12 protein-coding genes and 1 pseudogene are annotated in these 20,281 nt (G+C 69.8%); 7 read left to right on the top strand and 6 right to left on the bottom strand.

Annotation, left to right across the window (positions count from 1 at the left end; translation table 11 throughout):
* Positions 1 to 100: 100 nt before the first annotated feature.
* Positions 101 to 1,936 (bottom strand): M2 family metallopeptidase, encoded by a 1,836-nt coding sequence (locus tag D7V97_RS12395; protein WP_233582707.1) that lies wholly within the window; start codon positions 1,934 to 1,936, stop codon positions 101 to 103.
* Between the two features lie 331 nt (positions 1,937 to 2,267).
* Here D7V97_RS12395 and D7V97_RS12385 point away from each other — a divergent pair, with 331 nt between their 5' ends.
* From D7V97_RS12385 to D7V97_RS12370, 4 genes are all read left to right on the top strand, one after another.
* A complete protein-coding gene (locus tag D7V97_RS12385; protein ID WP_233582705.1) occupies positions 2,268 to 3,338 on the top strand; it encodes a hypothetical protein in 1,071 nt (356 codons plus the stop codon).
* Positions 3,339 to 3,368: 30 nt separating this feature from the next.
* Positions 3,369 to 3,917, top strand: coding sequence for a DUF3105 domain-containing protein (locus D7V97_RS12380; protein ID WP_233582703.1), 549 nt, complete (start codon positions 3,369 to 3,371; stop codon positions 3,915 to 3,917).
* Positions 3,918 to 4,019: 102 nt separating this feature from the next.
* Positions 4,020 to 5,876 carry a hypothetical protein gene (locus D7V97_RS12375; protein ID WP_120610823.1) on the top strand — a complete coding sequence of 619 codons (1,857 nt, stop codon included), beginning with the start codon at positions 4,020 to 4,022 and terminating at the stop codon, positions 5,874 to 5,876.
* A 66-nt stretch (positions 5,877 to 5,942) separates the two neighbouring features.
* Positions 5,943 to 7,067 carry a heparan-alpha-glucosaminide N-acetyltransferase domain-containing protein gene (locus D7V97_RS12370; protein ID WP_120610822.1) on the top strand — a complete coding sequence of 375 codons (1,125 nt, stop codon included), beginning with the start codon at positions 5,943 to 5,945 and terminating at the stop codon, positions 7,065 to 7,067.
* Here D7V97_RS12370 and D7V97_RS12365 read toward each other — a convergent pair.
* Positions 7,027 to 7,515, bottom strand: coding sequence for a VOC family protein (locus D7V97_RS12365; protein WP_120610821.1), 489 nt, complete (start codon positions 7,513 to 7,515; stop codon positions 7,027 to 7,029). The two genes, D7V97_RS12370 and D7V97_RS12365, sit on opposite strands and share 41 nt — an antisense overlap.
* A 140-nt stretch (positions 7,516 to 7,655) precedes the next feature.
* Between D7V97_RS12365 and D7V97_RS12360 the strand changes: the two genes are divergently transcribed.
* Positions 7,656 to 9,488, top strand: coding sequence for a von Willebrand factor type A domain-containing protein (locus D7V97_RS12360; protein WP_120610820.1), 1,833 nt, complete (start codon positions 7,656 to 7,658; stop codon positions 9,486 to 9,488).
* Between the two features lie 99 nt (positions 9,489 to 9,587).
* On the opposite strand, the gene D7V97_RS12355 is transcribed toward D7V97_RS12360, so the two are convergent.
* A complete protein-coding gene (locus D7V97_RS12355; RefSeq protein WP_120610819.1) occupies positions 9,588 to 10,193 on the bottom strand; it encodes a hypothetical protein in 606 nt (201 codons plus the stop codon).
* Between the two features lie 116 nt (positions 10,194 to 10,309).
* Between D7V97_RS12355 and D7V97_RS12350 the strand changes: the two genes are divergently transcribed.
* Positions 10,310 to 11,008, top strand: coding sequence for an expansin EXLX1 family cellulose-binding protein (locus D7V97_RS12350; RefSeq protein WP_199728782.1), 699 nt, complete (start codon positions 10,310 to 10,312; stop codon positions 11,006 to 11,008).
* Positions 11,009 to 11,032: 24 nt separating this feature from the next.
* Here the strand turns inward: D7V97_RS12350 and D7V97_RS12345 are convergent, their stop codons facing one another.
* The 3 genes from D7V97_RS12345 to D7V97_RS12335 form a co-directional block, all read right to left on the bottom strand.
* Complete coding sequence (locus D7V97_RS12345) at positions 11,033 to 16,561, bottom strand: DNA repair ATPase (RefSeq protein ID WP_120610817.1); 5,529 nt, start codon at positions 16,559 to 16,561, stop codon at positions 11,033 to 11,035.
* 20 nt (positions 16,562 to 16,581) lie between these two features.
* Positions 16,582 to 18,741 carry a flotillin family protein gene (locus D7V97_RS12340; protein ID WP_120610816.1) on the bottom strand — a complete coding sequence of 720 codons (2,160 nt, stop codon included), beginning with the start codon at positions 18,739 to 18,741 and terminating at the stop codon, positions 16,582 to 16,584.
* Between the two features lie 115 nt (positions 18,742 to 18,856).
* On the bottom strand, positions 18,857 to 19,669 hold the full coding sequence (locus tag D7V97_RS12335; RefSeq protein ID WP_120610815.1) for a hypothetical protein: 813 nt from the start codon (positions 19,667 to 19,669) through the stop codon (positions 18,857 to 18,859).
* Between the two features lie 202 nt (positions 19,670 to 19,871).
* Between D7V97_RS12335 and D7V97_RS12330 the strand changes: the two are divergent.
* Positions 19,872 to 20,281 (top strand): annotated as a pseudogene (locus D7V97_RS12330) (DNA topoisomerase IB); the annotation flags it as partial.

The raw sequence follows: 20,281 nt of genomic DNA, 5'->3' as shown, positions 1-20,281 counted from the left end.
GGACAGGAAGAGTCGCCGTCCGGTCCCACAGAGAGTCGTCCCTACAAGACGGGCGGAAGCCTAGACGCCCGTCGCTGAACCTGTCTACTCCCCGGGCAGGCTACCAACCGCACTTCTGCCCCTTGTTCTGCTCCTGCAGCCAACGACGCAGCGGGGCGAAGTACTCGAGCATCGGCGTGGCATCCATCTGCTTGCCGCCCGTCATCGCGGCGAGCGCCTCCGGCCACGGCTTGCTCGCGCCCAGTTCCAGCATCGCCTGGAGCCGCTGGCCCGCGGCCTTGTTGCCGTAGATGGAGCACTCGTTGAGCGGGCCCTTGATGCCGGCGGCCTCGCACAGCGCCTTGTGGAACTGGAACTGGAGGATCCGCGCGAGGAAGTAGCGCGTGTACGGGACGTTCGCGGGGACGTGGTACTTGGCGCCCGGGTCGAAGTCCTGCTCCGTGCGGGCCACCGGCGCGGCCACGCCCTGGTACTTCTGGCGCAGCTCCCACCAGCTCTTGTTGTAGTCCGCCGGCTTCACCTTCCCGCTGAAGACGTCCCAGCGCCACTGATCCACGAGCAGGCCGAAGGGCAGGAAGGCCACCTTCTCCAGCGCGTCCTTGAGCTGCAGGTTGATGACGTTCTTGTCGTTCTTCTCCACCGCGCTCAACAGGCCCGCCTGCTGGAGGTAGCCCGGGGTGATGGAGAGCGTGAGCGCGTCGCCAATGGCCTCGTGGAAGCCGTCGTTGGCGCCCGCCTGAAAGAGCACGGGGAGCTTGTAGTAGTACGTGTAGTAGTAGTCGTGGCCCAGCTCGTGGTGGATGGTGACCAGGTCCTCCTCGGTGGGCTTGATGCACATCTTGATGCGCAGGTCGTTGTCGTACGTCACGTCCCAGGCGCTGGCGTGGCAGACGACGTCGCGGTCCTTCGGCTTGGTGAACTGCGAGCGCTCCCAGAAGGTCTGCGGCAGCGGCTTGAGGCCCAGCGAGGTGAAGAACTTCTCCCCCAGCTTGACCATCTTCTGCGCGTCATAGCCCTGCTTCGCCAGCGTGGCGCCGACGTCCAGGTTGGCCTGGCCGGGGAACGGCTCCACCAGCGGGTAGATGTTGTTCCACTCCTGCGCCCACATATTGCCCAGCAGGTGCGCGGGGATGGGCTTGCCAGCGGGCACCTTCGCCTCGCCGTACTGCTTCGCGAGCCGGCCGCGCACGTAGCAGTGCAGCTCGTCGTACATGGGCTTGACCTGGCCCCAGAGCCGCTGCGCCTCCTGCTCGAACTCCGCCGGCTGCATGTCGTACGACGAGCGCCAGAGCGTGCCCAGGTCGCTGAAGCCGATGTCCTTCGCGCCCGCGTTGGAGAGGGTGACGAGCTGCGAGTACAGCGGCCGCATGGGGCGGCTGATGGCGTGCCAGCCCTGCCACGCGTCGAGCAGCTCGTCCGCGTTGCGGCTCTCCGCCATCACGTCCGACAGCTCCTCCAGGTCGCGGCACTTCCCCTTGCCGTCCTTGCCGCAGTACTTGCCCTTGCCGTACAGGCCCTCCAGCTTCGCGGCGGTGGCGGCCAGCTCCGCGCGCTGGGTGGCGTTGGCCGGGGCGGGCAGCGTCTGGGAGACGCGCAGCAGGTGCAGCATGCGCGCGGTGTCCGCGTCCAGCTTCAGCCCGTCGAAGCGGCGCGAGTCCTTGATGGCGCCGTTGACGTAGGCCATCACCTCTTCGTTGACGGACGCGGCGTTCCGCTCCGTGTCGTCGGTGATGTACGTGCTCTTGATCCACTCGGCGGTGGCCTGCCGGGTCCAGAGCTGCTTCAGGTCCGCGTTCAGCTTGGCGGCGAACTGCTTCGCTTCGGCGGGCGTGGCCTTGGCGGCGGGAGTCACCGGGGCCTTGGTGGCGGGGGCGGGCGTCGCTTGCGCGCCCGCGGTGGTGGCCGCGAGCGACAGGGCGGCCAGGGCCGCGCGCATCAGGGGCTGCAGGAAGGGGGTGCGGGTCATGGGCGCGGACACTATGGGAAGCGCCCCGCCCTCGCACCCGCGAAGTCAAACGGTCCGCGCACCCTGATCCCTGGGTGAACGGCGGGGCCCCGCGTTCTGACGCAGCGCAAAAACGGCGCGGTCCTTCTCCTTCGCCTCCAGCATGAAGTCCGCCGGCCCGTCGAGCGCGCCCCATTCCCGGGGGGCTGAAAGGAGAGCAGGCAGCCACGACGGCCGCTCCCTGCCGCGCAGCTACAGGGAGTCACAGTTTTCACCCATGCTGCTGGGACACACCAGGGACCCGCTTTGGCCCGTGCCGGAGGTGGCGTTGACGGAAGCACGGGGGTTCCTGGAGGGGTGCCGGGGCCGCCCCGTCCTCGTCGTGCCGCACCCGGACGTGGATGGGCTGGCCTCCGGGGTGCTGATGCTGCGCGCGCTCCAGTCGCTGGGAGCACGCCCGACGGCGCGGCTTCCGGGCAAGGGCGAGGACCTGCACACCCCGTCCTTCCTGGAGCGGCTGGGCACGTTCCCGGCGGAGCGACTGGTGGTGCTCAACACGGGCAGCCGGGGCGGAGGGCCGCTGCTCAAGGGCGTCCCCACGCTCGTCGTGGAGCGCGGCGACCGTTACGCCTCGGACGGGTACCCACCCGAGGCGCGGGTCGTGACGACGCGCGGCCATGAGCCCGTCGCCAACGCCAGCCTGCTGACGTACGTGCTCACGTCGCCCTTCATCGTGCCCGGTCCGCTGGAGTGGCTGGCCGTGTTGGGAACGGTGGCGGCCCTGGGGGTGGATGCGCCGATGCCGTACCTCAAGGATGCGCTGCGGCGGGCGAAGCGCACGGCGACGCTGGAGGCCGTGTCGCTCTTGAACGCGGCGTGCCGCTCCCACCGCGTCGCGACGCCGCTGGCGATGCAGGTGCTGCTGCGCGCGGGCAGCGCGTCGGACATCCTGGAGAGCCGCGTGCTGGGCGTGGATGCACTGCGCGACTGCCGCCTGGAGGTCCAGCGCGAGGTGGCCCGGTGCGCGAAGACGCCGCCGCGCTTCGTGGGCAACCGCGTGCTCCTGCTGTTCAGCTCCGACGCCCAGGTGCATCCGCTGGTCGCGGTGCGCTGGTCGCAACGCATGCCGGACCACGTCGTCATCGCCGCCAACACGGGCTATCAGCCGGACCGCGTGGACTTCACGCTGAGGAGCCGCGCGCCCGTGGACCTGGGCGGCCTGATGCGGAGCGGTGAACCGGCGTCCCAGGAGGAGGTCTCCGAGGACGGCTCCTCGCGCCATGTCACGAGCGGCAGCCTGCCTCCCGCGGACTTCCTGCGCCTGCTCGAAGGCATGGGCTTCCGGGGGCTGAGCGGCCTCGATGTGGAGCGACGCGGCGTCGCGCCCGGATGACCCGGAGTTGATTGCGATATGACGGGGCGGATGCTTCGCGCCCTGCCCGCCCTCCTGCTCTCGCTGTGCCTCGCCTGCGGTTCGACGTCCGAGGATCCGCCCACTCCCGGTGGAGAAGGCTGCGAGCGATTCGCGTTCCCACTGTCCGACACACCGTCCGCAAGCCACGTGAGCTCGTGCAGCAGCACCGGGTGCGGCAACGGTGAGAACCCGCCCAACTCCGGCCCGCACTGCACCACCTGGCTGTCGTGCCGGAGCTTCACCGCGGAGCAGCCGCGCTGCTCGTGGCTGCACAACCTGGAGCACGGGCACGCGGTGTTTCTCTACAATTGCCCGGAGGAAGGCGGCTGCCCGGACGAGGTCGCGAAGCTGGAGGCCGCGCGGGCCCAGGCCGCCGAGGGCAGCAACGGCGTGCGCCGCGCCCTCGTCGCTCCCGACGCGCAGCTCCCCAAGCGCTTCGCCGCGCTCCTGTGGCGCCGCACATACCTGATGGACACCGTGGATCCGGAAGCGCTCGCGTGCCTGCTCGCGCTCCAGGACAAGGACGCGCCGGAGCCTGAGCTGGGCTGCGCGCCCTGAGCAGAGCGGAGGCTCGCGCCACGGCCCGGTGGGCTGTCGGCCGGGGGGGCGCAGTCGTCAAACGCGGAAGGCATGAGGGCGCCGAAGCGTACTAGCGCCTCCATGACCAAGCCCATTCGACGCGCCCTCGCGGCGCTGCTGACGCTGACGTGTCTCGGGGCGATGTCGGCCCATGCCGCGGGTGTGCAGGGCCCCGTGCCCCCGGCCTTCCAGAACCGCTTCATGGTGGGCCTCTTCGAAGAGGCCGGCCAGACCTGGATGCGTGACAGCGACGTCCCCTGGGATGCGCGCTACCGCTACTTCACCAAGGGCTGGGCGGACAACTGGGGCTACGGCGCCCACGATGGCAGCTGGGCCGCCAGCTTCTTCACCGAGACGAAGGCGCAGGGCTACGTCCCCGTCGTCACCTACTACCAGCTCTTCGGTGAGCCCGGCGGCGGCGAGCAGGAGACGCTGGCGAAGCTGAAGAACGCCAGCACCATGCGCGCCTACTTCGAGGACGTGAAGCTGCTCCTCCAGCGCGCGAAGACCTTCGGCGGTCCCGTCGTCGTGCACGTGGAGCCGGACGCCGTCGGCTTCCTCCAATTCCAGACGGCCTCCAACCCGAATGCGTACGCGGCGATCGCCGCCTCCGGCATGCCGGAGCTCGCGGGCCTGCCCAACACCGTGGCCGGTTGGAGCCTGGCGTTCCTCCAGCTGCGCAAGGCCGTGGGCGCGAACAACGTCACGCTCGGCCTGCACATCTCCGCGTGGGCCAGCGGCAAGGACATCGCCTTCAACTCCCTCACGGATCCGCTCCAGCCGGAGGTCGACAAGGTCGTCAACTTCCTCAAGCCGCTGGGGCTCGCCACCAACGTCACGGGCGCCACCTACGACGTGCTCTTCGGGGATCCGCTGGACCGCGACGCGGACTTCTACCGGCTCACACAGGGCCAGGACCACACCTGGGACATGAGCGACACGGCGTCCATCACGTCCAAATCGTTCAACCGCTACGCGGAGTGGCTGCGCCTCTTCAACCAGACCGCCGGCAAGCGCTGGGTGCTGTGGCAGATCCCCCTGGGCAACTCCAACCACCTCAACGTCAACAACGCGGGCGGCGCGCGGCAGGGCTACAAGGACAACCGCACCGAGTACTTCTTCGGCGCGCTCGGTGACCTGCACCGCCGCAAGTTCGCCAACGTGGGCGTCGTGGCCCTGCTGTACGGCGCGGGCGCGGGCGGACAGAGTTCCTACCAGAACGACCTCGCCACCGACGGGCAGCCGTACCTGAAGCAGCGCGCGAAGACGTTCCTCCAGGCCGGAGGGCTGCTGCTGCCCGCGCTCGGCACCACGCTGCCGCTTCCGGGCAGCGGTTCGTCCGACGCGGGCACGCCCCCGGTCGACGGTGGCACCGCGCCGACCGATGGCGGCACGCGTCCCGATGGTGGCACCGACGGTGGCGTGGACGGCGGCACGCTTCCCGATGGCGGCACCGACGGTGGCAGCGGTTCGTCCGATGCGGGCACTCCCACGGATCCGTCGAAGTATGGCTTCGAGTCCAGCACGCAGGGGTGGACCGCCGGCGGCGCCGCGGTGTCGGCCGTCAGCACCAGCACCGCGAGGGCCTCCGCGGGCCTCCGTTCGCTGGCCGTGCCCTTCAACGGCGCGTCCGGCAGCGGCACCGTGGCCGTGTCCAACGCGGCCGTGGCGGCTGGGAGGACGGTGACGTTCCGGCTGTGGCTCCCCACCGGCAGCAGCATCACCGGCGTGCAGCCCTACGCCCTGGAAGGCGCGGCGGCCAACTGGCGCTGGACGGGAAAGTGGTTCGCCGTGGGCAGCCTCCAGGCCGGGGCGTGGAACACCCTCACCGTGACGCTGCCCTCCGGATCCACCACGCCGCTGTATCAACTGGGCGTGGAGTTCCAGACGGGCGGCACCTGGAAGGGGACGGCGTACCTCGACGCCGTCACCTGGTAGCGGACGGAGCCCTGGCCCCGCGGGCGCGTGCAACCGCCCGCGGGACCGACATAGGGTAGCGCCGCCTTGAGCGCCCTGCCCCTTCCGACCCCCGCCTCCCGCGAGCGCATCCGCGCCATCGACTGGCTGCGCGGACTCTCCGTCCTCTTCATGATCCAGACCCACGCGCTCGCGCTGCTCACCCCCGAGCTGCGCAAGAGCGTGTGGACGGGCTGGCTGTTGAGGCTCGACGGGCTGGTGGCCCCTGCCTTCATCTTCTCCGCCGGGTTCGCGCTCTGCCTGCTGATGGTGCGCAGCGCCGCGGCAGGCGTGCTTCGCGAGCGCGTGCCCCGCAACCTGCGCCGCATCGCGGAGGTGTTCGCGGTCGCCGCGCTCGTCAACGCGGCCTGGTTCCCCGTGCTGCGCGAGCCGGTGTGGCTCCTGCGCCTGGACATCCTCCACTGCGTCGCCCTGTGCCTGCTGATCACCCTGCCCCTGGCGGCGCTGCTGGCCTCGCGGCCTCGCGCCCTCGCGGCCACGGCGTTCGTGCTCGCGATGGTCGCGTTCGCGATCGCGCCCCTCTTCGACAACGCCGGCGAGCCCTGGGCGTCGTTCCTGCGCAAGTCCTCCTGGGCCACCTTCCCCCTGCTGCCGTGGGTGGGCTTCGCCTGGCTGGGCGCCTTCGCGGGCACCATCGCGGGCGCGTGGGGCCGCGCGGGGCTGGCGCGGGCCCTGGTCTTCCTCATCGCGCTGGGGCTCGTGGGGACGCTGATGCCCCACGTCCTGGGCGGCCTCTACCCCCCGCACCGCTTCTTCGTCACCAACCCGTCCAACTCCGCCACCCGGTTCATGTGGGTCTGCGCGGTGCTGCTCGTGTTGCTGAAAGTGGAGGGACGGATGGCGGCGGACGCGAAGCCCTCGCGCGCACGCCGCTTCCTGGAGGTGTTCGGGACGGCGTCGCTGTCCGCGTACTTCTTCCACGAGATGCTGCTGTTCTACCGGCTGGGAGGCGTCTTCTCCTTCCAGCGCGTCTGGGGCGACTCCAGCGGGTGGCTCCAGTACGCGGGGCTCGTGGTGCTGCTCATCGCGTGCACGTACGTCCTGTGCATCGCAGTGGATCCGGTGGAGCGCGCGCTGAAGAAGGGCTTCGCGCGCGCCCGCCAGTTCGTGCTCAGTGGCCCGTGGATGCCGCCTGCTCGAAGGCGCGGATGACGTCCGGCGGGGCCTGCACCAGTTCGATGAGCACGCCCTCGCCGCTCAGCGGGAACTGATCACTCGGCTTCGGGTGGATGAAGCACACGTCGAAGCCCGCCGCGCCCTTGCGGATGCCGCCGGGGGTGAAGCGCATCCCCTGCCCCTCCAGCCACTTCACGGCCGTGGCCAGGTCGTCCACCCACAGCCCCACGTGGTTCAGCGCCGGGTCGTGCACCTTCGGGCGGCCGTCCGGGTTGACGGGCTGCATCAAGTCCACCTCCACCTTGAAGGGGCCGGCGCCCGCGATGACGATGTCCTCGTCCACGTTCTCACGTTCGCTGCGGTAGGTGCCGTGGGCCTGAAGGCCCAGCGTGTCCACCCACAGCCTGCGCAGCGCGCCCTTGTCCAGCCCTCCGACGGCGATCTGCTGGATGCCCAGAATCCGGAACGGTCGTGTCGTCTCCATGGGCGGGCACCGTCGCAAAAGGGGTTTCCCCACGCAAGCGCGGGCCACGCCCGGCGGCGGGAAAAATTCATCGGATAAACCCATTCCGGAAGTCGGCCGTTTTGAAGCCCACGCCTTCAACTGCCTGTCTGGGAGCCCGAATGTCCCCGTTCTTCTCGAAGCGCCGCGTGTCCTTCCTCAGTGGTGCCCTCCTGTCGGCGGGCCTCGTGGCCGCGTGCTCCACCTCGAGCCCCTCGGGGCCGCAGGCGAATCAGGAAGTGTCGTCCAAGCGCTACAAGGCCGCACCCTGGGACGATGCCGCCCCCAAGCCTTCCCCCGTGGCCGCGGTGGCCCCGACCGAGGCGCGCGATTCCGCCGAGAGCCTCGGCGAGGAGGCCCTCATGGCCCCACCGCCTCCGAGCCCGTCGACCCCGGAGCCGGCGGCGATGCGCCGCGCGTCGACGGGGCCGGCCATGAAGGCCATGCCGGCGAAGCCCATGGCGATGGCCCAGGGCGTGAGCGGCGGGGTCGTGGGCTCGGTGGCCGCGGGCTCCCTGGGAGCCGCGAACACCGCCCCGCCGAAGGAGAAGGCCAAGAAGGACCAGGACGAGGACAAGTCCCTGAACGAGGGCGGCAACACCTTCGAGGCGTACAAGCCCAACGCCTTCACCGAGACGACGAAGGACGCGCTGTCCACCTTCGCGGCGGACGTGGACACGGCCTCCTACTCCATGGCGCGGCGCTACCTGCAGCAGGGCCAGCTGCCGCCCGCCACGGCGGTGCGCGTGGAGGAGTTCGTCAACTACTTCAAGTACCGCTACGCCCCGCCGGAAGAGGGCGCCTTCACGGTGCACCTGGAGGGCGCGCCCTCGCCGTTCAACGCGCGCCGCCACTTCGTGCGCGTGGGCGTGCAGGGCAAGGTCGTCTCGCGCTCGCAGCGCAAGCCCGCGCACCTGGTGTTCCTGGTGGACACCAGCGGCTCCATGGCGTCGTCGGACAAGCTGCCGCTGGCGCTGGAGTCCATCAAGATCGCGGTGAAGAACCTCAACGAGAACGACACCGTCGCGCTCGTCACCTACGCGGGGTCCACGCGGGACGTGCTGGCGCCCACGCCCGCCACGGACGTGAAGAAGATCCACGCGGCGCTGGACACGCTGGCCGCGGGCGGCGGCACGGCGATGGGCTCCGGCATGGAGACGGCCTACAAGCACGCGGTGAAGAAGGCCTCCGGCAGCGTGGTGTCCCGCGTGGTGGTGCTCACGGACGGCGACGCCAACATCGGCCCCAACCTGAGCGCGAAGGACATGCTCGCCAGCGTGCAGAAGTACGTGTCCGAGGGCGTCACCCTCACCACGGTGGGCTTCGGCATGGGCAACTACCACGACTCGCTGATGGAGCAGCTGGCCGACAAGGGCAACGGCAACAGCTTCTACGTGGACAGCATGAAGGAGGCGCGCAAGGTCTTCGAGACCCAGCTCACCGGCACGCTGGAAGTCATCGCGAAGGACGTGAAGTTCCAGGTGGAGTTCAACCCCAAGGCCGTGAGCCGCTACCGCCTGATGGGCTACGAGAACCGCGACATCGCGGACAAGGACTTCCGCGACGACAAGGTGGACGCGGGTGAGATTGGCGCGGGCCACACCGTGACGGCGCTGTACGAGGTGGAGCTGACGGGCGAGGCGCAGGAGCTGGCCACGGTGCGCATCCGCGCCAAGGCCCCCAACGGCACCGAGGCCAAGGAGCAGGCCTTCCCCCTCACGCGCTCCCAGCTGAAGGCCTCCCTGGAGGCCGCGTCGCCCGACTTCCGCTTCGCCGTGGCCGTGGGCGCCACCGCGGACATCCTCCGCGCCGCTCCCGCCGCCGAGGGCTGGAGCCTCGCCACCGCGCAGAAGCTCGCGGAGAGCGCCGTGGGCACGGACAGCGACCGCACCGAGTTCGTGAAGCTCATCACCCAGGCCCGCGCGCTCACCAGCGCGTCCGCCCGCGGTCGGTAATCCCCCGGGGAGACACCCAGGGCATGCAGCAAGGGGGTCCCCGCCCGTCACCGGAATGCCCCGGTGACGGGCGGGGTCTTTTTCAGCATCAGCCCTGCATCAGAACGTCTGGTAGGTCGGCGCCGTGGTGCTGGTGAAGAAGTCCAGGAACGTCGCGGTGTAGTAGGTGCCTCCCATGCCCTGGAGGGTGCCCGACTTCGAACCGGACACCTTCAGCGTCGTGCCGTCCGCCTGGATGGAGACACCCCCCGAGGTGATCTGTCCGTAGGGGTAGTCACCACGGATGTCCGCGCTGCGCACCGTGGTCAGGTTCGTCGGGTCCACGTGCCTGAGGCCCAGGGCGATGGGCGACGAGCCGCTGAAGGTCCCCTTCATCGTGAACGCGGCCGCGAGCCCCAGCGCGTTGCCCGCCAGCGACACCTTGGGCTCCGAGCCGTTGGACGTCCCGAGCACCACCGAGTCGCCCGTCGGGTAGGCGCAGCTCGCGCCTCCGGTGCGCGTGAGCGTGATGTTCCAGCTGGGAGGCGCGGTGGTGATCTGCGTCGCGTTGAGCGTGAAGCTGCAGCCCTGCGAAGACGCCGTCGAGGGAATCACGAAGGCCGCCTCCTGCTGCGCAATCGCCTCGCCCTCCATCTGCTCCGGGCCACCACAGGCGGACACCACGAGGGCCGAACCCAGACACACCACGCGTGCAAACTTGTTCATCTTGGGGATACCTTTCCTTTCGAGGAAGAGCCGTACCCTAACAAGTCTGTCTGGCGTGGACAGGACCCAGCGCGTGTCTGTCCTTGACGCAAGGCAGCGCGTGTATGCTGCGCGGTATGAACCGACCCTCCTCGTGGAAGTCCTCGCTGCTGCTGGCCGTGGCCTCGTTCGCCTGTGGAGGCTGCGGTGACTCCGCCTCCGGTGGGGGCGTGACGCTGGGCTTGGAGCAGAAAGGGATTGCGACCTATTACGACGCCAAGGGGGACGGCAATTGCAGCTTCGACCGGGGCGGCGACCTGATGGTGGCGGCGATGAGCCCCGACCACTACGACGACAGCGCCGCCTGCGGGGCGTGCGTGGACATCGTGGGCCCCAAGGGCACCGTGCGCGTTCGCATCGTCGACTCCTGTCCCGACTGCGAGAAGGACCACCTGGACCTGAGCCGCGAGGCCTTCGCCAAGGTGGCGGAGATGAAGGACGGCCGGGTGGACATCACCTGGACACCGGTGTCCTGCGACGTCGCCGGACCCGTGCAGTACCGCTTCAAGGAGGACAGCAATCCGTGGTGGACCGCCATCCAGGTGCGCAACCACCGGCTGCCCATCCAGAAGCTCGAATGGAAGCGCGGCGGCGGCGACTGGAAGGCCCTGAAGCGCGAGAGCTACAACTACTTCGTCACAGGGGACGGCGTGGGCGAAGGCAGCTTCCAGGTGCGCGTCACCGCCAGCGACGGCCAGCAGCTCACCGACACGCTGGCGCAGGTGCTGGACGGCAAGACGGTGGACGGGGCGGAGCAGTTCGCGCCCCCGAAGTAGGCGCGAACCGCTCCGGGCGAAGCGCTACCGCCGCAGCATGCCGCGCAGCAGCTCCAGCGCCTCGGTGATGCCCTGCCAGACCTGGAGGGCCTTGATGCCCTCCCCTTCGCCCTGCACGTTGCGGCGGGCGGCGCGCTCCAGGGGCAAGAGCGCGCCCTCCACCAGCTCGATCTGCCGGCTCAGCTCCGCCGGAGACGGGCCGCTCGCCGCGCGCTGGAGGGACTCCACCTGCGAGGGCATGGACACCGACACCGGCCGGTCCGCCAGCGCGGTGATGGCGTGGGAGAGCTGCGCCAGGTACGGCCCGAAGTCGGGGGCCGGGGCCGGCAGGGGGACATTCCTCAACGTGGGCGCTTCGGCCTGGGCCGCCACCCGCTCCGTGAGGGCCTTGAGCAGCTGGGACAGGTGCTTGAGGTACGGCGCCAGGTCCGTGGCCGGAGCCGCCGGGGCCACCACCTGCGCCGGTGCGGGCGCGGGCTTCGCGGCGGCCGTCTCGCGGCCCACGCGGGCCACCTCCAGCACGGCTTCGCGCAGGGCCTCCAGGTGCGGGGCCACCTCCGCCATCGGATCCACGTCGGGAGCGCTGCCGGCCTGGGCCGCGGCCTGGACCACGGCGTCGCGCACCGCGCCCAGCTGCTCCTCGATGGCGCCCAGCTGTCCGGTGACACGGGCCACGGGGTCGTCCTCCTTGCCCCCCATGCGCTTCACGCGGGCGAAGCCCTGCTTGATCTCCTCCCAGCGCTTCGCCTTCTCCGGCGTCAGGCGCCCGCGCATCTCCTGGAGCTTGAGCAGGTTCTGCTCCGCAGCGGTGGTGAGCGTCTGGGACTCGCCCTGGTAGTGGTCATCGATGCGCCGCTCCAGCTCGTCGTCCGTCATCGCGGAGACGACCTTCTCCGCCATCTTGTTCATGTTGCGGTAGCTGCCCTGCAACTTGAACGGGGGCTCCACGCGGAAGCGCTCGTCCTGCGCGGCGGACGCGATGTACTGGAGATTCACCTTCAGCAGCACCTGCTGTACGCGGAACAGCCGCTGGAAGACGGCGACGATCTCCTGGAGCTCCGCCGCCGCGTAGCCATGCTTCAGCTCGCCCGCGGGCACCTCCTCGCCCTTCGCCATCCGGATGAGCCGGTGCACGTCCTGCGGATCCCTCGTGGCCAGCGGCGCCAGCACCGGGTTGGAGGTGAGCGCGTTCTCCAGGTAGCTGAGCGAGAAGAGCTCCTCCTTGCCGTCCAGGATGTCGCCCAGGTTGTACGTGTCCGCGCGGTTGGCGAGCATGTCCGGGATGCGGAAGCGCTCACCCGTCTCCGTGTACGGGTTGCCCGCCATCACCACGCAGAACTTCTTGCCGCGCAGGTCATACGTGCGCGTCTGGCCATTCCAGACACCCTCCACGCGGCGCTGGCCGTCGCAGAGGGAGATGAACTTCTGGAGCAGCTCCGGATCCGTGTGCTGGATGTCGTCGAGGTAGAGCATCACGTTGTTGCCCATCTCGAAGGACAGGTTGATGCGCTCCACCTCCTGCCGCGCGGTGGCGTTGGGGGCCTCCGCCGGATCCAACGACTTCACGGCATGGCCCAGCGCCGGCCCGTTCACCTTCACGAAGGTGAGGCCCAGGCGGCTCGCCACGTACTCCATCAGCGTCGTCTTGCCGTAGCCCGGCGGCGACATGAGCAGCAGCATGCCCATGCGGTCCGTGCGCTTGCCCTCGCCCGCCGCGCCCAGCTGCTTGGCCAGGTTGGCGCCGATGAGCGGCAGGTACACCTCGTCGATGAGCCGGTTGCGCACGAAGCTCGTGAGCACCTTGGGCGTCAGCTCCTCCAGCCGCAGCTTGCGCCGCTCCTTGTCCAACAGGTCCCGCAGGTGCGCGCGGTAGGCCATGTACGCGGGCACGCGCACCTGGCGGAACTCGCCCAGGCGGGACAGGAACTCATCCAGCCGCAGCGCCAGCTTCCGGTCCTGCACGCGCGGGTGGCTGCCCAGCAGGCCCGTGGCCTCCGTGGAGGTGATGGCGCCCGCCGTCTCGCGGTCCAGCTTGCGCTCGGTGACGAGCACCACCGCCGTCTCCAGCGCGACGTAGGCCGCCTCGCCCGCGCCGCCCTCGCGCCTCGCGAGGAACGCCTCCACCCACGCCCGGGCGATGCGCAGGCGCTCGGGCAGGTTCTTCTCCAGGCCCCGCAGGTCCTCGTCGAACGCGGTGCGTGAGCCGTGCCGGTCCAGGTGCGCCAGGAACGCGTCCTTCACCGCGAGGGCCTCGCGGCTGGTGGTGAAGCGCGGACGCTCCGCCGCCAGCTCCTCCACGAGGTAGCGGCCCGCCTGCCGACCCTCCGACGGCGACGCCTGGAGCCCGTGGCCCTCAAGGAACGCGAGCACCCTCCCGCCCAGCTCGTCTCCCAGCGCCACCAGGTCCGACGTGGTGTCGAACGCCTCACGCAGCCGCGCGAGGCTGCGTGCGCGCCGGTGGAACACGCCCCGGAGCGTCTCGTCCGGATCAAACGCCCAGTACAGCGCGGCCCAGGCGCGAGGCACCGGGGCGAAGCGCAGCAGGCCCGCGCCCTGGTGCAGCGCGAGCAGCTTCTCCAGGAGGGCCGCCGCGTCCGCGTCGTGCACGCCGCGCTCGTAGCCTTCGTCGAAGCGCTCCGCCGCGTACGCACGCACGCGCTCCAGCAGCTGGCCCTGCGCGCCGGCTTCGTACAGCGCCGTCAGCGTCAGGCCCCCCTTGCCCTCCTCCGCGTCCATCAGCAGGCCGGCGGCGAGGTACTCCGCGCGGTACACGTCGCGCGTCTCGGAGACGAGGTGTTGCTCCCAGAGCTCGCGGTACTTGAGCAGCTCCGGGTCCTCCAGCTTCTGCGTGTAGTCGGAGCCGGTGAGCTGGAGGTACAGCGCGCCATCGCGCGGCACCAGCGTCAGGTCCAGGGGCTGGGTGTTGACGTGGAAGCGGTAGGGCCCCAGCTTGATGAGCCCCTCGCCGCCCTCGAACAGGTCCTGCCGGTCGCGCAGCGCGCGCAGGGCGTCCTGCTTCGAGGACTTCACCCGCGACAGCACCTCGTCCGCGCGCACGCTGTCCTGGAGCGCGAGCAGCTGTTCGGCCAGCTGCCGCAGCTTGAGGATCATCGCGTCGGACGCGAAGTAGGCGTTGAGCTCGTCGTCCGCCTTGAACGACTTCGCCCGCCGCTGCACGCCCTGGAGGATGCGCTCCGCGGCGCTGAAGAGGCCGGACGCGCGGCGCTGGCGCTCGTCCACCAGCGACTGCTTGCGCGCGCCAAAGGCCTCCAGCAGCTCCTCGCGCTTGACGGTGATCTGCCCGAGGAACTCGTCGAACTCGCCGAAGCGGCCCTCCAGCTCCTCCAGCATCACGGTGAGGCGCGACAGCCCCTCGTCGCACTTCTCCGGCGAGTCCGCCTGGGACAGCGCGTTCTCGATGCTCTGGCCCAGCAGCTTGAACTGCGCGCCGAACTCCGCGCGCTTCTCCTTGCTGCTCAGCTCCTTGCGCCGCGCCTGGAGCCCCGCGCGCACGCGGTTCAAGCGGCTGAACAGCTCGGAGATGCCCTCCAGGATGCGCGCGCGCGCCAGGGGGTCGCCCACCTGGAGCCCGCCCACCACCTCACCCAGCACCTCCAGGCCCTGGCCGGTGCGCTCCACGTCCTCCGCCAGCGGCGCCAGCTCCGCCGTCGTCGTCACCGGCTCCAGCCGCGTGAGCAGGCCATCCAGCCGGGTGGCCAGCGGCTGCAGCGCTTCGCCCTTCTGGAGGAAGTCCACGCACGCGCTGCTCACGGCGTCGGACGAGGCCACCACGGCCTGCTCCAGGGCGTCCACACGCCCCAGGTCCATGTAGCGGACGTCCTTCAGCGTGATGAGGTGCCCGCGGTGCCGGCGCAGGTCCGCCAGCGCCCGCATGAAGCCCTCGGCGTCGGTGAGCCCCTCCGGCTGCGCCTGGAGCAGCAGCGTCTCCTGCGTCTGCGTCGCCTGCGCGAGCGACTCCTCGGCGCGCTTGCGCATCGCGAGGACCTTCTCGAACTCATCGATGATGAGCTCGGAGGTGCGCCGCAGGAGTTCAATGGGCTCCTGGAGCCCCACTTCCGCGTGGCCCAGCCAGTAGTACGCGTCCAGGGCCCGCGTGGCCGCGGAGACCAGGTCCTCGTAGGTGCGGCGGGTGGGCTTGTCCGTCTTCGCCACGCGCGGCAGCGTCAGCGCGTCGCTGATGCCGCGCACCAGCTCCGCGTTGCCCACCTTGCCCAGGTACCCGGGCGCGGGGGGTAGCTGCGCGGCGTGCTCGTCGGAGACGAACGGCGTCTGCCACACCTGCATCGGGTGCACGCGCGTGGGCTCCTGCGACGTGGCGCGGAACACCACCAGCCCACCGTCCGCGAAGAGGCTCATGCCGTTGGACACGAGCGGCGTCTGCACCTCCTTGCGCACCAGGTTGTACGGGAACAGCACGTAGCTGCCCTCGTCCCGGCGGTGGAAGACGTAGAGCACGTCCTCCCCGTTGGGCGAGCGCACCGCCTGGTGGAACTCCATCCCGTCCGACGCGCCGTCGAAGACCTTGTAGTCGCCCGTCTGCAGGTAGTAGCCGCCGGGGAAGACGATGCCCTGGTCCTCCGGCAGCCGCACGCACGACTGGCCGATGGCGTCGATGCGCACCACGTGCTGCGTGCGCGCGTTGAAGACGAGGTAGCGGTGCGCCTTCTCCCGGAACGGGAGCACGCGCAGCAGGATGAGGCCGCCCACCTGCGTCCAGGCGAACTCCGCGTCGTCCAGCGACTGATCCGGATCATCCACCGGCTCGCTGTAGATGCCCATGCCGGTGGTGGTGTTGTCCTCGACCTTGATGGTGAGGTCGCCCTTCACCGTCTCCACGAAGACCTGATCCAGCACGTTGACGTGGGGGTGCTGGCCCAGCACGTACTGCTCGCGCGTGGCCACCGTCCACTCGAAGTCGTGCGACGGCGGGAAGACGTGGTCGCGCTCGCCCTGGTTGTCGACGTAGGTGGCGCGGCCCTCCACGTCCACGTTGAAGCGGAAGACCTTGAGGTCGCGCGCGGACTGGCCCGTCTGGAACACCGCCAGGAGGCGCGAGTCACGACGGCGCAGCTGCAGGAGCTTCGCGTCCTTGTAGTACTTGTACAGCTCGCCGAAGTCCTTCACGAACCGCGGGTCCGCGAGGAAGCCGCCGGCCTCCGTGGGAGGCACGGCGGACAAGTCGAAGCCCTCGGCCGTCTTCTCGAAGCGGTGCAGCGAGAAGACGTCCGAAACCACGGTCTCCTTCTTCAGACCGATGAAGACGTTGTAGCCGAAGAGGAGGTACTTCCCGACGCTGACGATGTCGCGCGGGACGCAGTTGTTCTCCGTGCGCACCCGCTCGTTGCCGATGACGGTGAGCTCCCTGCCGCCGAACAACGCCTTGCGCCGCCCGTTGAGGTCGTTCGCGCGGGTCGCCAGCGCGTCCGCCTGGGAGTGCAGGCGCGCCCGGATGACCTCGTAGCTGCCGCCCTCCAGCGTCGCCTCGCCTCCGGGCACAGGGGTGCCCGGAGTCTTTCCACCGTCAGTCGCCATGGCTGTTCATCCCCCTGCTTTCAGCCCTGCTTTTCGAGGAGGGCCGCGGCCTCGGTCTGCACCAGCGCCTTGATGCCGGCGGCGGTGGAGGCGGTGGGGTTGACGGACATCCGGTTGAGCAGCGCGGCGACGGCCAGGTTCTGCGCGTCGTTGGTGAGGCCCGGCTTGGAGAGGATCTCCTTCAGGTCCGCCGGCAGGTCCTTCTCACCGTTGAGGTAGCCGCCGAGCGCCTTCTTCAGCGCCTCGCCGTGATCCAGCGCGCCGTCCACCGAGCTGCCGAAGGACACGGCCTTGATGAAGTTCTCGAAGAACTTCCCGTCGCCGCCGACGATCTGGAACTTCGCGTTGCCGAACGCCTGGGCCAGCACGGTGGCCTGGGCCTGCGCGATGTCCTTGCGCACGTTGATGGCCGCCAGCTCCACGTCGCGCTCCTTGTTGAGGCGCAGGCGGTACTCCTCGTGCTCGCGACCCACGCCGTCCAGGGCCTTCATCGCCGTGGCCTTCTCCGACAGGCCCCGCGCCTCGGCCATCAGCTTCTCCTGGATGGCGGCGGCCTCGGCGAGCAGCTTCTCGCGCATGGCGAACGCCTCCGCCTCGCCGCGCTTGTGGATGGCGCCGGCTTCCGCCTCCTGCACGCGGGCCTGGGCCATGCCCTTCTCCTCCAGGCCGGACGCCTCGGCGAGCAGCCTCTCGCGCGTCGCGGAGGCCTGCGCCTGGCCCTGCTTCTGGATGACGGAGGCCTCGGCCTCCTTCACGCGCACCTGCGCCATGCCCAGCTTCTCCGTGGCGACCGCGTCCGCTTCCCGCACGCGCACGTTGGCGAGCCCCGCGGCGGCGGACTCGGCCTGGATGCCCTCGGCCAGCCGCATCTTCGCCTTCGCGGACTTGTCCGCGGCCTCCAGGTCCGCCTCGGCCAGGGTCAGCTTCTCCTTGGCGAGGAAGACGGCGATCTTCGCGCTCGCGTCCGCGGCCTGGATGTCCTTGACGGACGACTCCTCCGCGTGACCCTGGGCGGCGATGATGAGGGCGTCCTTGTTGCGGCGGGCCTCCGACGTCACGCGCAGGTCCTTGATGTTCTCCTCTTCCTGGGCGACGGTCTTCTCCACCGCGATGCGGGCGCGCACCACGTCGGCGATGGCCTTCTTCTCTCCCTCCAGCGCCTTCTCCTTGGAGATGCGCTGCAGCTCCGTCTCACGCTCGCGGTTGATGGCTTCCAGCGCGCGGTCCTTCTCCACGCGCTCGGTCTCCACGCCCACCACGCGCTCGCGGTTCTTCTGCGCCACCTGCACCTGGCGCGTCTTGTTCTCCTCGTTGATGGCGATCTCTTCCTCGGCCTTGATGCGCGCGAGCTGCGCCTTGGCGAACTCCTCGCTCTTCACGCGGTCGGCCTCGGCCGTCTCGCGCGCCTGGATGCTGTCGATCTCCCGGCGCTGCTTGGCGGCGGCCTCTTCACGCTGACGCTGCAAGGCGAAGATGGCCTCGTCGGCTTCCACGTCCCGCTTGGTCACGGCCATGCGCTCGGACTGGCGCAGCTCGTTGGTGAAGACGTTCTGCTCGGTGGTGAGCTGGGTGATCTTCCGGATGCCCTGGGCGTCCAGGATGTTGTCCTTGTCGAGCATCTCCACCGGGGTCTGCTCGAGGAAGTCGATGGCGCAGTCCTCCAGCATGTAGCCGTTGAGGTCGCGGCCGATGGTGCCGACCACCTTGTCCTTGATCTCATCGCGCTTGGTGTAGAGCTGCTCGAAGTCGAAGCTCTTGCCCACCGTCTTGAGGGCCTCGGAGAACTTGGCCTCGAAGAGGTTCTCCAGTGTCTCCTGGTCGCTCGCGCGCACGCAGCCGATGGACTGGGCCACCTTGAGCACGTCCTCGCGGGTCTTGTTCACGCGCACGAAGAAGGTGACCTTGATGTCCGCCCGGATGTTGTCCTGGCAGATGAGTCCTTCCTTGCCGCGGCGGTCGATTTCAACCGTCTTCAGCGAGATGTCCATCACCTCCGCGCGGTGGACGATGGGGAGGACGACGGCGCCGGTGAACGTCACCGTGGGCTCGGTCTTCATCGTGTTGACGATGAGCACCTTGCCCTGATCCACCTGGCGGTAGAACTTCGCCACGCTGACGAAGATGCCGAAGAGGATGATGACGCCGCCGCCGATGATTGCTGCCAGGCTGATGGGATCCATGGCCTTCCTGTGAAGTCCGTTGGGCGGGCCTTGTTCCAAGCACTCGGGGTCCCCCGCGAAAGCCACCCGGTGCCGATTGTCGCGCCCGTCCGGAAGGTCCGGAGGACGCCAATGTTCATCGCTGCGAGCGGGCCCTCGCGACCGCCGCTGCCTTGAGCGGATCGCGAAGCTGCTCCATTTCCTGGGGCAGGAGCCAGTCCACCGGCTCCACCTCGTACACACCGCGCTCTGCGTCGTAGCCGAGGATCAACGCCGGCTCGCCCCGCTTGAGCTGGTTGGGCTTCTCACAGACGACGTTGAGGATGAGGCCCGCGGCCCCATCGTTGAAGGTCGCGTGGCCGTCGCGCGCCGTGACGCTGCCACTGGAGATGTTGCACACGCGGCCCATCAGGGCCTCGCGGCCCGGGGCGCGCTTGGCGATGAAGATGGGGCGCAGGGGTCGCACCGCGAGTCCGCCCACCGCCGTCCCCACCGCGAAGCAGCCCAGGCCCAGGCCCGTGCTGACGAGCCACGAAGGCAGCATGGAGAGCGCCGTGTGCACCGGCAGTCCGCTCACGAGCGACAGCGACCAGGACAGGAACACCACCAGGCTCACCGACACCGTGATGGGGATGCCGCCGAAGCCCAGCAACGACATCATCCCGGTGGCGGCCTCCGCGTCATGCGCGTGCGAGTGCCCGCCATGCCCGTGCCCCGAAACGGCCTTCGCCCCGCCCTCCAGCAACCCCGAGGTGGCCTTGGCCCCGCCCTCGAACGCGCCGCTCACCGCCTTGGCGCCGCCTTCCAGATCCAGGTGGACGTCGCCGTCCAGCACGTCGATGCCCACCGCGCCGATGATCACGCACAGCCAATAGGCCAGCACCACCCCCAGGAGGATGGTGAAGATCGCGGTCGGGAACGCCACGAGGGCGTCAAGGAAGGTCGTCATGCCTCGGAAATACTCTGCGGGTGGGAGTTGAACTGGACTCTAAACGACTGCACCTCCAACCGAAAATGCCACCCGGGGCTTTTCCGCCTGCCTGCTGTGCATGCCTGCGAGTGCCGAGCGGCTTGCCGGCCGCCAGTGGGCTGCGCACTACAGGCTGGGCCCTGGCGTCCAGGTGTCCTGGCCCCGGCCCCGGATGACAGCCATGACCTCCCATCTCGCGACAGCGGAAACCGAGCCGAGCACGCCTCCAGGTCGTCGGGGCACCCGGGGCCTGACGCAGCTGGAGCGCCTGCGCCGGGACGGCCACCGGCGGTTGGGGACGATGAAGCGGGGCTTCCGCTACGTGGACGCGACGGGTCGCCCGGTGTCCGCGGCGGAGCGCGAGCGCATCGAGGCCCTGCGGCTGCCCCCGGCCTGGACGGAGGTGGCCATCGCGACGAAGGCGTCCGCGCGGCTGCAGGCGGTGGGCAGGGACGGAGCGGGCCGCTGGCAGTACCGCTACAGCGACGCGCACACGCAGCGGCAACAGGACGCGAAGTTCAAGAGCATCGTGGGCTTCGCGCGGGCGCTGCCGAAGATGCGGCGGAGGGTGAACGCGGATCTGCGCAAGCG

This window comes from Corallococcus sp. CA053C (genome assembly GCF_003611675.1).
GTDB lineage: Bacteria > Myxococcota > Myxococcia > Myxococcales > Myxococcaceae > Corallococcus.
The sequence above is the reverse complement of the archived record's forward strand: the minus strand, read 5'-3'. Positions and strand labels throughout refer to the sequence as shown.